At 42.9% G+C, this 13,743-nt stretch carries 8 protein-coding genes and 1 pseudogene; 5 read left to right on the top strand and 4 right to left on the bottom strand.

Features of this window, described 5'->3' with window-relative positions; genetic code table 11:
• Positions 1–23: 23 nt before the first annotated feature.
• Both AACU25_RS17505 and rpsU read left to right on the top strand, forming a co-directional pair.
• The gene (locus AACU25_RS17505; RefSeq protein WP_045870739.1) at positions 24–326 is read left to right on the top strand and encodes an RNA recognition motif domain-containing protein; all 303 of its coding nucleotides are present in this window, start codon (positions 24–26) and stop codon (positions 324–326) included.
• 125 nt (positions 327–451) lie between these two features.
• Complete coding sequence (gene rpsU, locus AACU25_RS17500) at positions 452–640, top strand: 30S ribosomal protein S21 (RefSeq protein WP_045870964.1); 189 nt, start codon at positions 452–454, stop codon at positions 638–640.
• Positions 641–737: 97 nt separating this feature from the next.
• On the opposite strand, the gene AACU25_RS17495 is transcribed toward rpsU, so the two are convergent.
• Positions 738–1,544, bottom strand: a complete 807-nt coding sequence (locus AACU25_RS17495; protein WP_096577719.1) for an aldo/keto reductase — start codon at positions 1,542–1,544, stop codon at positions 738–740.
• A 610-nt stretch (positions 1,545–2,154) separates the two neighbouring features.
• Between AACU25_RS17495 and AACU25_RS17490 the strand changes: the two genes are divergently transcribed.
• The 3 genes and pseudogenes from AACU25_RS17490 to AACU25_RS17480 all read left to right on the top strand — a co-directional run.
• A complete protein-coding gene (locus AACU25_RS17490) occupies positions 2,155–2,457 on the top strand; it encodes a trypco2 family protein (RefSeq protein ID WP_096577717.1) in 303 nt (100 codons plus the stop codon).
• 35 nt (positions 2,458–2,492) lie between these two features.
• On the top strand, positions 2,493–5,834 hold the full coding sequence (locus AACU25_RS17485) for a serine protease (RefSeq protein WP_096577715.1): 3,342 nt from the start codon (positions 2,493–2,495) through the stop codon (positions 5,832–5,834).
• Between the two features lie 19 nt (positions 5,835–5,853).
• A pseudogene (locus AACU25_RS17480) lies at positions 5,854–5,985 on the top strand (ISAzo13 family transposase); the annotation flags it as partial.
• Positions 5,986–6,580: 595 nt separating this feature from the next.
• Here the strand turns inward: AACU25_RS17480 and AACU25_RS17475 are convergent.
• The 3 genes from AACU25_RS17475 to AACU25_RS17465 all read right to left on the bottom strand — a co-directional run bounded on the left by AACU25_RS17475 (position 6,581) and on the right by AACU25_RS17465 (position 13,738).
• Positions 6,581–9,526 (bottom strand): NHLP bacteriocin export ABC transporter permease/ATPase subunit, encoded by a 2,946-nt coding sequence (locus AACU25_RS17475; protein ID WP_096577713.1) that lies wholly within the window; start codon positions 9,524–9,526, stop codon positions 6,581–6,583.
• 369 nt (positions 9,527–9,895) lie between these two features.
• Positions 9,896–12,145, bottom strand: coding sequence for an NHLP family bacteriocin export ABC transporter peptidase/permease/ATPase subunit (locus AACU25_RS17470; protein ID WP_096577711.1), 2,250 nt, complete (start codon positions 12,143–12,145; stop codon positions 9,896–9,898).
• 150 nt (positions 12,146–12,295) lie between these two features.
• The gene (locus AACU25_RS17465) at positions 12,296–13,738 is read right to left on the bottom strand and encodes an NHLP bacteriocin system secretion protein (RefSeq protein ID WP_096583845.1); all 1,443 of its coding nucleotides are present in this window, start codon (positions 13,736–13,738) and stop codon (positions 12,296–12,298) included.
• Between the last annotated feature and the right edge of the window lie 5 nt (positions 13,739–13,743).

The following is a 13,743-nucleotide window of genomic DNA, read 5'->3' as shown; positions in this document are numbered from 1 at the left end:
GTGATAATTTTGGAGATCATCTAATGTCAATTTATATAGGCAACCTCTCTTACGAAGTTACCCAAGATGCTTTGACTGCTGTTTTTGCAGAATATGGCACTGTGAAGCGCGTTCAACTACCTACTGACCGTGAAACAGGACGGCCACGTGGCTTTGGATTTGTAGAAATGGGAAGTGATGCTGAAGAAACGGCTGCAATTGAAGCCCTTGATGGTGCTGAATGGATGGGTCGTGACCTGAAAGTTAACAAAGCTAAACCCAGAGAAGACAGAGGTGGTTCTTCTGGCGGTAGAGGCGGATATGGTGGCTCTCGTAACCGCTACTAAGCTTTGAAGCATTAAAACTTTACCAGCAAATTTTCAAGTTTGACAAAAAGTGTAACAAAATTGCACTTTAGTCAACTGAATGCTCGATCAGTTTAAGCAGTTAGTTTAGTTTAGTAGGAGAGATAATGACCCAAGTAGTAGTGGGTGAGAATGAACACATTGAATCAGCCCTACGCCGATTTAAGCGAGAAGTTTCTAAGGCGGGAATTTTTCCCGATATGAAGAAGCATCGTCACTTTGAAACGCCTCTGGAAAAACGCAAGCGCAAAGAAGTTGCCAAGCACAGGCAGGGTAAAAGACGTTTTAGTCGCTAATTCGTAATACTCGCCTCTGGTGAGAAGTAAGCTACGTAATTCGTAATTTAAAATTCACAATTACGAATTACGTTGATTATGTTTCCTACAAGGAATATTAAATCCATTGAGTATCAAATGCATCTTGCCCATTACCGTAAATCAAGTCACCGTACTCTTGCCATTGGGCTATTTCTTGATTTGACAGTTGGGGTGAGTGTAATACAGAAAGATTTTCTACTAATTCTTGCTTAGTTTTTGGGGCAGTCAATGCTAGACGCACTGCTGAGTTATTTAGCGCGTAACGATAACAGTCTGCTGCGGTGGGTGGTTTTCCTTGCCAATAAGGATGTCCTTGAAGTAACGTTCCCCAACGAGTGCAAGTGAAGGCTACTAAGGGAATATTAGCTTTTTGAGCCTCTGGTAATACCTGTTCTTCCGCCTTACGATGTGCCATGTTGTAACGGTGCATCAACACATCACATTGATGGCGCTGGATGATTTCTAAAGCAATAGTTCGGTTATGAGTGGTAACTCCCACATAGCGCACAACTCCAGAGTCTTGCCACAAACGAAGTTGATCTAGTACTACCTGAATCTGCTTTATGTCGTCAGCAGGGGAGACATATTCCAGAAAAAATATATCTAGCTGATCGATATTTAAATCATGGCGCACAGAGTCCAAGTAATGGCGTAAAGATTTTAGATCACGGCTTTCGCTTCCGGTCGTTACCAATACTTGTTCACGCTTTGTTGCTAACAGAGATTTTAAGCCACCCAAAAAGTTTTCAGATTCTGAATTGTAAAAGAAAAAGTAATTGATTCCGGCTGTAAATGCCAACAAAACAGCATCAGCATCATCTATCGATTGTCCTGCTAATCCCAGAATGCTGGCAGGTTTTCCCTGTATTGTTAGTAACTCCACGGTTGACAATCTCAAGTCTTTCTTTCAATGTACTGCACCACAAGTTTAGTGGGATGCGTTATTAACTGGAGTTGAGACTAGACTTAATTTTAAACTAAAACAGGTAAGAAACGACATCGCAACCAAGAAGAAATGTTATTAGCTGTGAGCCAAAATAATCATCTCGTAAAGGGTGAATATACGTAAAAATTCTGTATAATATCCAAAACAGGGGTTAAAAAAATAAGTTTTCCGTATATCCAGAAAGAAGGTAGCTGTAATGCTTGATATATTAGGATTTATAAAAATATTATACGGAAAATTTCCGTATAATATCTAACTAGCTGGCTCCGCACAAAGACCTTGCACTCGTCCCTAAAGCCTCAATAGGGGTAGCATTCCTTTGAAAGCTCAAAACAGATAATGAGCGAGTTATTAATATGCTTTTAGGTCGGGCGAGCATTGCTGCTGACAAGTACAATCAAAATAATGCCAATGGACAAGTGAAGTTTTAGACTACTGAAGAGTAATACTTTTATAAGATTTCTAAAAACACAATAGAAAGGTAAGGCTTTTCTTTAGAAAAGCGGACTGGGAAATAGTTTGAATACAATGCAAAGTAAGGAGTTTTATGAGCTTAATAAAACTGAGTGACGCGATCGAGAACCTCCGGGAAGAACTCAGACTCGCTCAGGAAAAAGGCAAAAATCAAAGTCTGCAATTTGACCTTCAATCAATTGAACTCGAATTGGAGGTAATTGCAGAAGGCGAATCAGGTGTTTCTGGAAAAATTAACTGGTATATCTTTGGAGGGGGTGTGGATTCTAAAATTAAAGATGCTAGCAAGCATAAACTCAAACTGACATTGAAAGCTGTTGATGCAACGGGTCAGCCAATCCGAGTCTCACAATTACAAGAACAGCTTCCTGGCTAAATGTCTGCCTTATAGTGCTGAACTGATTAATTTATATGGATCCTAACCGAGTCACAGAACTGCACGACCCACATCGTAGTCAAGGTGGAACTGGCTATTTGATTCGAGATAATCTTATTCTGACTGCTCATCATGTTATTGCTCCATTTGGCGAGAGAGGAATTCTCGGAAAACGCTATCATATGCGTTTAATTGGAGATTATGAACAAGGAAGAACTGCTTGGATAATAGAAGGATGTTATTTATGTTGGGATAGCCCACAATATGATCTTGCTCTTCTTAAACTTGAAGAAGGCAAGTCGAGCTTCAAGCTAAATCAGCGAAACATTACATATTTTGGGGAATTGGTAAACACACAGGTACAAGCAAAAGGCATTGGCTTCCCTGTTGTTCAGAAAATCAACGGTTTTCAGAATCCTGAGGAGCTTCAAGGATTCTTAAGTAGATATTCTGGCTTGAAATTAGGACAGCTGCGACTACAAGTTACTAGTCCTATTCCAAACTCTCCTGATCAGTGGAAAGGGATTAGTGGGACTGCATTATTTGTAAATGAATTTTTAGTTGGTGTCGTCGTTGAAACGAACAAATCTTTTGCGGAGAAGGCTTTGTGGGCAACACCCATTTCAGTCATAGCCAAAGATCCAGACTTTTGTGAGTTGGTACTTGGAGATCGAAATCTTTCGCTGTCACTTAAGAGTATAGATGATACTAACAAAGTAAATTCCACAACTGGTAAGGATTTTCTTCCTGATACGTTACTGATAGCTCCTAAACGCAAGCTTGATGCGTGGCGTCGTTTTTTTGAACCGATTCAGTTCGTAGGGCGAGAGGTAGAACTGAGACGATTAGAAGAGTTCATTCAACGACCTGAGCCTTTTAGTTGGCAGGTATTGTATGGGCAGCATGGTATAGGGAAATCGCGTTTAGCAAAAGAGTGGTTAATTCAGTTGCAAAGTAAGAATCCACAATGGACTGTAGGATTCGCTCCAGATGAAATCAATGAGCTATATCAATTACTTAACTATTATCCAAGCCAAGCAACTGTAATCGTTATTGATAACGCTGAAAATTTTGGTGACGAATTATGGGCATTTTTGTATCGAGCACAGCTAGCTTGGAAAGATTGTGAAAATATCATAAGAATCTTATTTTTGGCTCACACTGACCTTGAACCTTTATCTACCAACTTTGAACGAGATCAAAGCTTAAAGGAGTTAAGAGAGAGCAGATTAGGTGAAGTAAAAGAAGTAGGCACACCATTACAGTCTGTCAAAGCTACTGAACTAATTCCTTTTTCAGGCATTCCTTTGTATCCTCTTCAAGACCAAAAGCAGCAAAAGCATATATTGGACAGCAGTGGAGATCACAGCATTTCTGAAGATGAAGCCAAAAAATTGATAGCCGATACAAGAGGTCTACCTGCGTTTCTAGCACTAGCAGGTCGGTATCCACAAACTTGGAACGAAAAGCTGAAAGACTACGCCAAGGTGATTGTAGAGCAAGCCAAAAGATTATTTGGGGAGGAAAATGGTGTCTGTGTGTTGGCTTTATCAACATTCATAGCCCCCATAGACTCTTTAGTGTTGGAACGGGTTGCTCCCAAGACTTGGTCAGGAAAAAAAATGGAGCAACTCTTTGGGATCAATCAAAGTATCTTAAAGAAAGAAGTACCTGTTTTTGAACCAGACTTGCTTGGGCAAGAAATTATTTTTCAATCGTTATCTACATTATCTGATTCTTCTGCTGAAAGTCTTTGTCGAACAATTGCACAAGAGCGTCCTGACGCTTTTCTTCAAAAGACGATTGAAATATGGCAACGCCATGTTGATCCGCAGGGCATAGCAGACAAATTTGGATCGAACCCAGGGAGTTCAGCAGCACAGCGAGCTAGTATTTTAGATATATTGTTTAACGTTGCCACTCAGGTTGCAGTAAATGGCATAGCCCTACCTCTGGGGCACTTGAGTCAAATTCGAGGCGAAGCTTATGCAATTGCATTACTAAATCCCTCATTACCTAAGAGTCAGTACTCCAAACTCGTCGATTCGGTTTTAGCTCAAACTCCAATAGACGGCGTGGCTTCTTATCTACAGGCATTACATTCTGAGGCTCCATGTAGCGATAGTAGCCATTTAAAGTGGGTTGCACTTTTACATTACTACTGTGGTTCTCCCAAAAACGAGATTCCATCAGAAATTGACACAGTTAAGCTTGCAAACAATGCTCTAAACGACTCCTTTGTAACTGCTGTTTTGGAGGGGCTAAGATCGTCAGATTTATTTGAACGCTCTTTTGCTGCATATCGTATCGCAGAAGCAATGCGGGCATATCATCAAAAATCTCCGACTGAGCTGATTCCTAATTTTGTGGGAGTTCTGTATGGACTGTCTTATATGCTCCAAAAGACAAGTGCAGCAGAAAGAATTGCAGCAGCATTTGCGATTAGTATGATAGCTCGTGAACCGGATGGTAAACCAGGATGGTGGCATTTTCAGGATGTTGATACTGACAGGCTACTTGCTATCACCACAGAGCATCATGTCGATAGTGTAACTCTGACAGCAGTAGCAATTGCACTTCGTGACCTTTGGCGTAGCTCCTATCAGTTAAAGGCATTGCTCCATCTTCTGGATATGGAACCTCAAGGATTAGGTGCTGAGTTTACTTCTGAACAAAAGATCAAGAGAAAACAAATTTCAGAAACACTGAGTTTTAGCTTAAGGCAGAACTCAGTTAAAAATTATCATAACTTCCGTATCGCACTTGAATGTTTAAGACTTGATTGCCTTAACTCTTACACAATGAGTCATTTGTTTTGGGGACTATCTTTCCCAGTTACTTCTCACGTAGAAAAGATAGAAATAATTGTGAGAGCTAATTGCCAGTCTGGAGAAAACGTTATTCCGTTTTTGCAACAATCTGCAATGTTGCCAGATGAGCAATTACAAGCAATATCAATTGCTTGCCTAGTCCAAAGGCGTGCAGCAAACGAGATTGCTACTTTGAAAGTTAAGGAACTTATTAAATCTACAGACATTAATTTGATTAATTTAGTTAATGAAGTTCGCTGTCATAAAAATAGAAAGGTATGGAATGAAGAAAATGTATCAAAGCTCCGTGAACGTATCAAAGAGATTTATATTGCCAACAATGGGCATAATATTCATAAACTGAAAGCCAAGGATAGTACAGGGCGGTGGGCATATTACTTCCTGCTAGTGGAACCAGACAGAGAAAAAGAATTTCTAGCTGCGTTAGATTCTAACCAGTCTATTGATCTTGAGGATTACAGTCAGGTAATTGCCTCTAATTATGGTGAACAGCCGAACGACAATATTCGAGATTTTCTCAAGAAAAAGTATAATTTCGATGTTTAATTCCAGTGGTAGAAGCTAGTTAGATAAAAATCGCCACGAAACAGGAATCAAATTTACAGACCAAGATTTTAATACTATTGCTATTGAGCACAAATCTTTTCGTGGTGAATGGAACTATGTAATTAAGCCTAGAATTTCTGCTTCCTACTAAGCTTTTTTACTTTTTTAATCAGCAAAAGCAGATATTGTTTTCTCACAAGCAGCTTTTGCTTTCTCACAAGCAGCTTTTGTTTTCTCAATTCGGTATATTTAGCAAACAAAAGCAGATATTGCTTTCTCAAAAGCAAATATTGCTTTCTCAATTCGGTATATTTAGCAAGCAAAAGTAGATATTGCTTTCTGACAAGCAGCTTTTGTTTTCTCAATTCAGTATATTCAGCAAGCAAAAGCAAATATTGCTTTCTCAAAAGCAGATATTGTTTTCTAATTTGCGTAATACCAATTCATAATGTTTGCGACACATCAATATATTCTAGAGGGCGGCACTACCGCAATACTGCTCGGTTAAGGATTTTAAACTCTTAATTTGGTTTGGGAAAAGGTTAAAGGGTAAGGGTTAAAGGTTTTTTCTTGCCCCTTTTCCCCTTCCCCTTTTCCCCTTAACCGACAAGTATTGGGCACTACCCCCTACAATCAACGATAATTTTTTTAAATTGGTATTATTTCCCTTTTCCCATTCCCCTTTTTCCCCTTAACCGACAAGTACTGCGGACAATCTGTCACCGCAGAAAGGCGATCGCACTCCACTAAAGCTTCTGTCTAGCCATCAATTGAGCAAAGAGTCCTGGTTGATTGGCGAGTTGATGAAAACTGCCTTCTTGAACAACACGGCCATTTTGGAATACATAGATACGATCAGCATTGCGAATGGTGCTGAGACGGTGAGCGATCGCAATTCTGGTGACTTTTAACCGTTCTAAGCTTTGGCTGACAATGGCTTGGGTGCGGTTATCTAAAGCGCTGGTGGCTTCGTCAAATAACAGAATTTTGGGTTTTAAAACAAGCGATCGCGCTATTAATAAACGCTGGCGTTGTCCCCCGGAAAGGTTGCTTCCACCTTCACTAATTACGGTGTGCATTCCCATTGGCATGGATTCAATATCTTCAGCAAAGCCAGCCATCCGTGCTGCTTCCCAGGCTTCATCCATTGTGATTGTCGCACCACTGGCGATATTTTCAAAGATGGAGGCAGAAGTTAAGCGGCTATTTTGCATCACTACGCCTAATTGTCGGCGGACTGCATGGACATCTAAACCTGCTAAATCTTGCCCATCAAAGTAAATTGTCCCTGATTCTGGGGCATCAAATCCTAGTAATAAGCGGAATAGTGTGGATTTACCACTCCCAGAAGCACCGACAAAGGCGATAAATTCTCCCGGTTCCGCGTGAATACTAACATCATCTAAGGTTAAAGGCCCGTCATCCCGGTAGCGGAAAATCACATGATCCACTACTACCCGCCCAGAAAGTCGCCCTGGATCAGCTTTTTCTGTGTCTACTTCCGGTTTAGCTGCCAAAATCGGCTGTGCGCGTTCCCACAATGGCACAATTTGCAGCACATCTACAACTGTACTGCTGAGACTAGTAGCACCACCGATAAAAGTCCCAAATGCGGCATTAAATGCTAAGAATACACCTGTAGATAAACCACCTGATTGGGATTCCTGAATTAAACTAGTGGCAAACCAAAATAAACAAGCTGTGGTTAATGCTGGCAGGATTTTATTAATTACCGCCACAATATCCTCAATATTTTGGGTACTCAGCATCCATTTAATTTGCTGACTATATTGTTTACCCCAAAAAGCAAAGGCGCGGGCTTCTGCACCAGCAACTCGCAGTTTAGTTACACCGTTAATTAACTGCACCATCACCCCTAAGAGTTGTCCTTGTAATTCTAGTAAGGGGCGAACTTTCCGCAGGGTGGAAATACCGGAAAATAAAGTGACACCAATATTCACCAGCGCTACCACTAAAGCAATTAATGCTAGGGAACCGTTGTAATAAAACAGCAATCCTAAATTTAATAATGCAAATAAACTGGTAAATATACTTCTTAAAACTGTACTACTCAGCCTTTGGCGGATTTGACTTACTGCACTCACCCGGGAATTTAAATCCCCAATTGAGAACTTACGGAAGAAAGAAGCTTTGAGATTCAACAGCCGATCCCAAACTGCCGCTTGGGTAGTAGCATCAGCAAAGGTTTCTACCCGCATAATGGCGAAACCTTGGGCTAGTTGAAATAGAGTGCTACCAAAAGCTGTAGCCAAAAGTCCTAAAGCAATTTGCACTAATAAACCGCGATCGGCATCGGGAATGGCACTATCAATTAAGATGGCGGTAGCTTGGGGGGTAATCATCCCTAATAAAGTCGTCGCCACACCCGCAATCACGACAACCATCAATTCCTGGTAATGTCCTTCCAGCGCAAACTTTAGCAAATCCAGGGTACTGAGAACTTTATCTGGTAAGGGGCGGTAAAAAGTGTAACCAGTCTGCGCCAATCTCGCCGCAGTTCTACTATTAATTAGCGTGCGCGATCGCCTGATGGGATCGAACATTTCATAGCGGGTATCCGATACAGGTAACAACGCTACTGGGTGATTATCTTCTATGGTGTAAGCTAGCATCGCACCGCTATCTTTCTTCCACCACTTACCTTGTAACGAAATAGTTCGCATTCGCAAACGAGAAGCCCGGGCGATCGCTTGTAGCGGATCTTGAATCCGTTTCATATCTTCCGACTTCGCCGGCGGACGAATGGTTACACCCAAAGTCCGCGCTACCGCACCAGCCGCAATCAACAAAGCTTGCTGAGGATCGTTAACAATTCCTACCTCAAAATTACCACTATCGGCAGGTTTAAGTAAAAAAGCTAACTCACTCAGCGTTTCCTCCATCACCTGAGAATTGAGGTGTTGGCGTTCTTGAAAGCGTTGGGCTTCTGCCTCAGTTTCCTCCTGTTCTAAAAGATACAAGCTCCCCAAAACATATATATGCAGGTGCGCCATCCCCGCCAGCAGAGTATCAGGATCGTGAATATCAGCAGTACTGAGAGATTCAAGTTCAACCATATCCTCAGCTTGGAACCACATATCTGCACTCAAGGGCAAAAATTGCGTTCTCCCTTGGAGTTGTCGAAGACATCGCCCTGTAATCAACAATTCCTCAAACCCCATCCAAGTTGCATAACCAGTTTGGATTTGTACCCAAGATACCAACTCGCGCTGTGGTTGAAAAATTTGCCCATTACTCAGGGAAAAATATCGTACCCCTTCCTCTTGAAACGGTAAACCAGGGGGAGTAATTACAGATAAAGCCAGTCCTAGTTGCTCAATCCAACCCTCAATTAAAGTTAAAGCTTCACCATGACCATCAGCCAGAAATTCCCGAAAATCTGTTACCGAAACCTTTAAAAGTTCAGTTTCCTCAATCGACACCGCCACCAATTGATAAGGTAATGGTTGCGAATCGCTAGGAATACCAAACATCGCCTGTCTGGTGCGAGTAGTAAACAAATAACGGCGAGTACCTTCCGCCACCCCTTCCTTCAGTGGAATAGCAAATACTGCCAATGAACCAGATTTTACAACCCAAATAGTCTCCGGATCATCCAGAATAATCGGCTCATTACCCTTGATTTGATAATATTCTCCCGGCAAGCTAACAATGCGAACTTGATCCAACATAATATCAATTCTCCAAAATATCGCTACACATAGGGAGCAGGGGGGCAGGGAGCAGGGGGCAGGGGGAGAATTATCTGTAGCCTGAATTTAGAGAAATGGTATGATATTCCCCTTGCATTCTTACTTTGCGCCTTTGTCTTGAAAAGTTTCCTACGCCGGGGAACCCGGCTTTCCTTCAGAACGCTTGCGCGAACGAGGAACTTTTCGCTGTGCCTACCCTGCGGGAAGCCGCTCCGCGTCTATACGTGAAATAAAAAAGATGTAGTTCATTTACAGAGACGCGATTAATCGCGTCTGTACAAGAGTTCTGAGTTAAAAATTATCCTCCTCATCTCCCCCTGCTCCCTGCCCCCTGCCCCCTTGCCTCTCTCACTCCGCCTCAACCGCTTCGCCTTCACTGCGAATCAGTTCCAAATACTTCCCTTCCACCTGCTGCAATTGCTCATGAGTACCCCGTTGCACCACCTTGCCGCGATCAAACACAATAATCTCATCACAATCGCGAATTGTACTTAAGCGGTGGGCAACAATAATACAAGTACAACCCCGTTCCCGCAGCTTGCGATCGATTAACTTCTCCGCCTCAGAATCCAGCGCACTTGTAGCTTCATCCATCACCAAAATTGCCGGATTATTCACCAAAGCACGAGCAATTTCTAACCTTTGACGCTGTCCCCCACTTAAATTAGTTGCCCCTTCTGCCAAGTCAGCATTGTAACCACCAGGCATGGAAAGCACTACATCCTGAATCTCTGCGTCCTTACAAGCGCGAACCAAATTACTAAAAGGTACTGTCGAATCCCAAAGGGTGAGATTATCGCGCACACTACCAGCAAACATCGAGATATCTTGTTCTACCAGCGCCAGTGAATGATTAATAATCGAACGGGGAATATCTTTTCGCGATTTCCCATCAAATAAAATCTCCCCAGCCCAAGGTTCATATAATCCACATACCAACTTGGCGACGGTTGACTTACCAGAACCACTACCACCAACTAATGCCACACGTTGACCGGGTTTGAGTGAAAGATTAAGATTTTCAATTAAGGGAGCTGCGGAGCGATTATAACCGAATGTGATGTTGCTGAGTTCCACATAACCTTGCAACCGCACATTTGCCTTCGGTACATCATAAGTTGCTGGTAGGGGTTTTTCTTCACTCACTGCTGGATCGATCGCATTATGTAAAACATCATCTAGGCGATTGAGGTTACCTTCCATTTCCTGAAGTTCACCAGCCAGACTCACCAAACTATTCACAGGTTCGAGGAATCTTTGCATTAAGGCTTGAAAGGCAATCAACATCCCGATACTGAGTACGCCATCCATTACCCGCAACCCTCCCACCACCAGCAACAGCATTGAGGTAATGGAGGTGAGAAATGATGGTAAAACACCGACAGTTTGATTAGTAGTATCCATTTCCTGACGGGCGTTAATCGATTTGGCATAATAGCCAGCCCACCGGGAAAAGAATTCTGACTCTAGCCCTGAAGCCTTCAGGGTTTCCATACTTTGCAAGCCGGAAATGGCGACACCGCTAACTTTGCCTTGTTCTTGCATTAATCGCATATTGGCATCGACACGTTGCCGAGAAACCCAGCGCCACACGGTAATATTGACGATGACGAAGGCAAGACCAATTAAAGTCAGAACAACATCATATTGCAGCATAACCGCGCCATAAAAGACGACAGTGAAAATAGAAATCACTGTGGTAGCTAATCTCCCCGAAAGCAAATTCGCCAAATTATCGTTGAGGTGAACGCGGTTGCTAATTTCCCCCGCAAACCGTTGATCGTAAAAACTCACTGGTAGGCGGAGAATATGCCACAAAAAGCGGCTAGACATCCCCACAGCCAACTTAATTTTTAAACGGCGTAAAAATTGCAACTGAAGTAAAGTTAAAAAACCATTTAAGATAGCAGTTAAAATAATGCCGAGAATTAAGGGACGCAACCAATCATTTCTGCCTTCAATTAAGACATGATCGACAAAGGTTTGCGAAAAAGCGGGAATAGCTAACCCTGGAATTACTAATAATAATCCGGCGATCACACAGTAAACCAAAGCACCCAACGAACTCTGCAATCTGTCCCATAAAGCTATTGTCAGGCTGGGTTTGCGTCCACCTGGGCGAAATTCTGTACTTGGTTCCAGAACTAAGACGACACCAGTAAAAGACTGATCAAATTCTTGGGGGGAAACTGTGCGGGGGCCAGTAGCCGGATCGTTAAGATAAACCTTATCTCTACTAAATCCCTCAACAACTAGAAAATGGTTAAAATTCCAGAAGATAATATAAGGACATTCGAGTTTGCGTAACCCATCCAAATCGACCTTAAAGCCTTTGGCTTGCATCCCATAAATCCGGGCTGCACTGAGAATATTTGATGCTTTACTCCCATCCCGCGACACACCGCAAGCTAGACGGAGTTCTGCCAAAGGAACAACCCGATTGTAATAACCAAGAATAATTCCTAATGCGGCAGCACCACATTCCACCGCTTCCATTTGTAACAGAGTAGGAGTACGACGACGGCGATCGGGAGGGCTAATCAGCCGCCGAATTTTTTTTAATCTACGCCCAAGCTGGGATTGAAGAGTTCGCCACATGATTCGTGTTCAGTAAGGATTTGTCGTGAGGAGGGATTGGGGACTGGGGACTGGGGACTGGGGATTGGGAAAAGGGAAAAGGGGAAAGGGGAAAGGGAGAAATTACTATTACCAATTACCCATGCCCAATGCCCAATGCCCCATGCCCAATTAATACATTCCACTCCAAGAACGGAGTATGGGGAAAACAAAAGAAATTGGTGATTGTTCGTCAACTTTTACGCGGACTGAGGTGGTGGTTCCTGAGGTGACTTTGGCTTCTGGCCCCTTTGAGGATGACCAGCGAAAACCGCTTTTAGTTGAAGGATCTGCATCGAGTTCAGCGAAGACTTGAATTTGCGGCCCTTGTGAGGTTAAGCCTTGCAAAATTTCCGCACCACCGACAACGCTGGATGCACTTTCTTTGGTGACAGGGAACGACGAAACGCTAGTGACCTTGGCGACGATTCCCCCAAAGCGTTCGCGCTTCACAGTAGAGGGAGTAATTTGCAACTCCATACCTTTTTGAATCTTCTTACCTTCACTAACTGGGAAGAATGCGACTCCCACTAACTTATCAGTGGAATCTTGAGCTTGGATGGTGCCAATACGCGCCCCTTCTTCTAAGCTTTGTCCGGGAACAACGGTCAGTTCTAATATTTGACCGTTGAAGCTGCTAATAACCTTATTTCTATCTTTTAATTGTGATTTTAATTGCGCGATCGCTCTTTCGGTGTCTTGAATTTCTTTTTTCCGATTGGTGGCGATCGCTAAATCTTGTTCGGCTTGGGAAGCTAATTTAGTATCTAATGTTGCTAACTGGGCTTGTAGTTCTTTAGTAGCGTTGAGGTTCGCTAAATATTGCCTTTGGGCATCGGCTTCTTTCACATCCAGTTGTTTTAGCTGTGATTGAATTTCATCAATGCGACTTTTACTATTGAGAAATTCCTGCTCCGCTTGCAGCACGGTATCACTAGACACAGCACCTTCACGCCGTAATTGTTGCCGCAATTCAAACCGTTCTTGAAAAGTGGGGACTAGCTTGCGCGTTGTTTCCAACTGTTGCTCTAAAGTCCGCCTCTCTTGGCGAATCGATTCTAAACCCTTCTCCCGCAGAATTGGCGTGACAGATTTAGTAGTGTCTAAACTTTGTAACAGTGCTTGACGCTGTTGTTGCGTTGCACCCTGATCCAAAACTGTACGTTGCGCTTGCAATGAATTGGCACTGCGGTCTTGTTCTTGCAGTTGTAAAAGCTTCGCCCTTGATAAATCCAGCTTTTCTTGCAATTCCGTTTGGTCGATAGTTGCAATCACCTGTCCTTTCTTCACGCGATCGCCTGGACGCACAAACAAATTCAAAATTTGCCCAGAACTCGGAGACTGAAAAGGCACAACCTTACTAGGGAAAACCACTACCCCTTGTCCATTCACAGTAATGGGAATGCGACCGTAAACACTCCAAGCCACACCCACCGCCACCAAAGAACCCAAAGCCGCCAATGGAATCCACTTCTTCGGCTGCACCACCTGCATCAATTGATCCAGCCGTTCCGGGGAAGATAAGCGATCCAGTGCTTCTTTACGAAATATATTGTTTTTTTGAGCCGTAACCATAGTGA

Source organism: Tolypothrix tenuis PCC 7101 (genome assembly GCF_963874875.1).
Taxonomy (GTDB): Bacteria; Cyanobacteriota; Cyanobacteriia; order Cyanobacteriales; family Nostocaceae; genus Aulosira; species Aulosira tenue.
Note: the sequence above shows the minus strand (reverse complement) of the source record. Positions and strands in the feature narration are given on the sequence as shown.

Bases quoted from the DNA above. Each gene is read 5' to 3' on its own strand.
- AACU25_RS17505 (WP_045870739.1), top strand. From the start codon at position 24: ATGTCAATTTATATAGGCAACCTCTCTTACGAAGTTACCCAAGATGCT.
- rpsU (WP_045870964.1), top strand. From the start codon at position 452: ATGACCCAAGTAGTAGTGGGTGAGAATGAACACATTGAATCAGCCCTA.
- AACU25_RS17490 (WP_096577717.1), top strand. From the start codon at position 2,155: ATGAGCTTAATAAAACTGAGTGACGCGATCGAGAACCTCCGGGAAGAA.
- AACU25_RS17485 (WP_096577715.1), top strand. From the start codon at position 2,493: ATGGATCCTAACCGAGTCACAGAACTGCACGACCCACATCGTAGTCAA.
- AACU25_RS17475 (WP_096577713.1), bottom strand. From the start codon at position 9,526: ATGTTGGATCAAGTTCGCATTGTTAGCTTGCCGGGAGAATATTATCAA.
- AACU25_RS17470 (WP_096577711.1), bottom strand. From the start codon at position 12,145: ATGTGGCGAACTCTTCAATCCCAGCTTGGGCGTAGATTAAAAAAAATT.
- AACU25_RS17465 (WP_096583845.1), bottom strand. From the start codon at position 13,738: ATGGTTACGGCTCAAAAAAACAATATATTTCGTAAAGAAGCACTGGAT.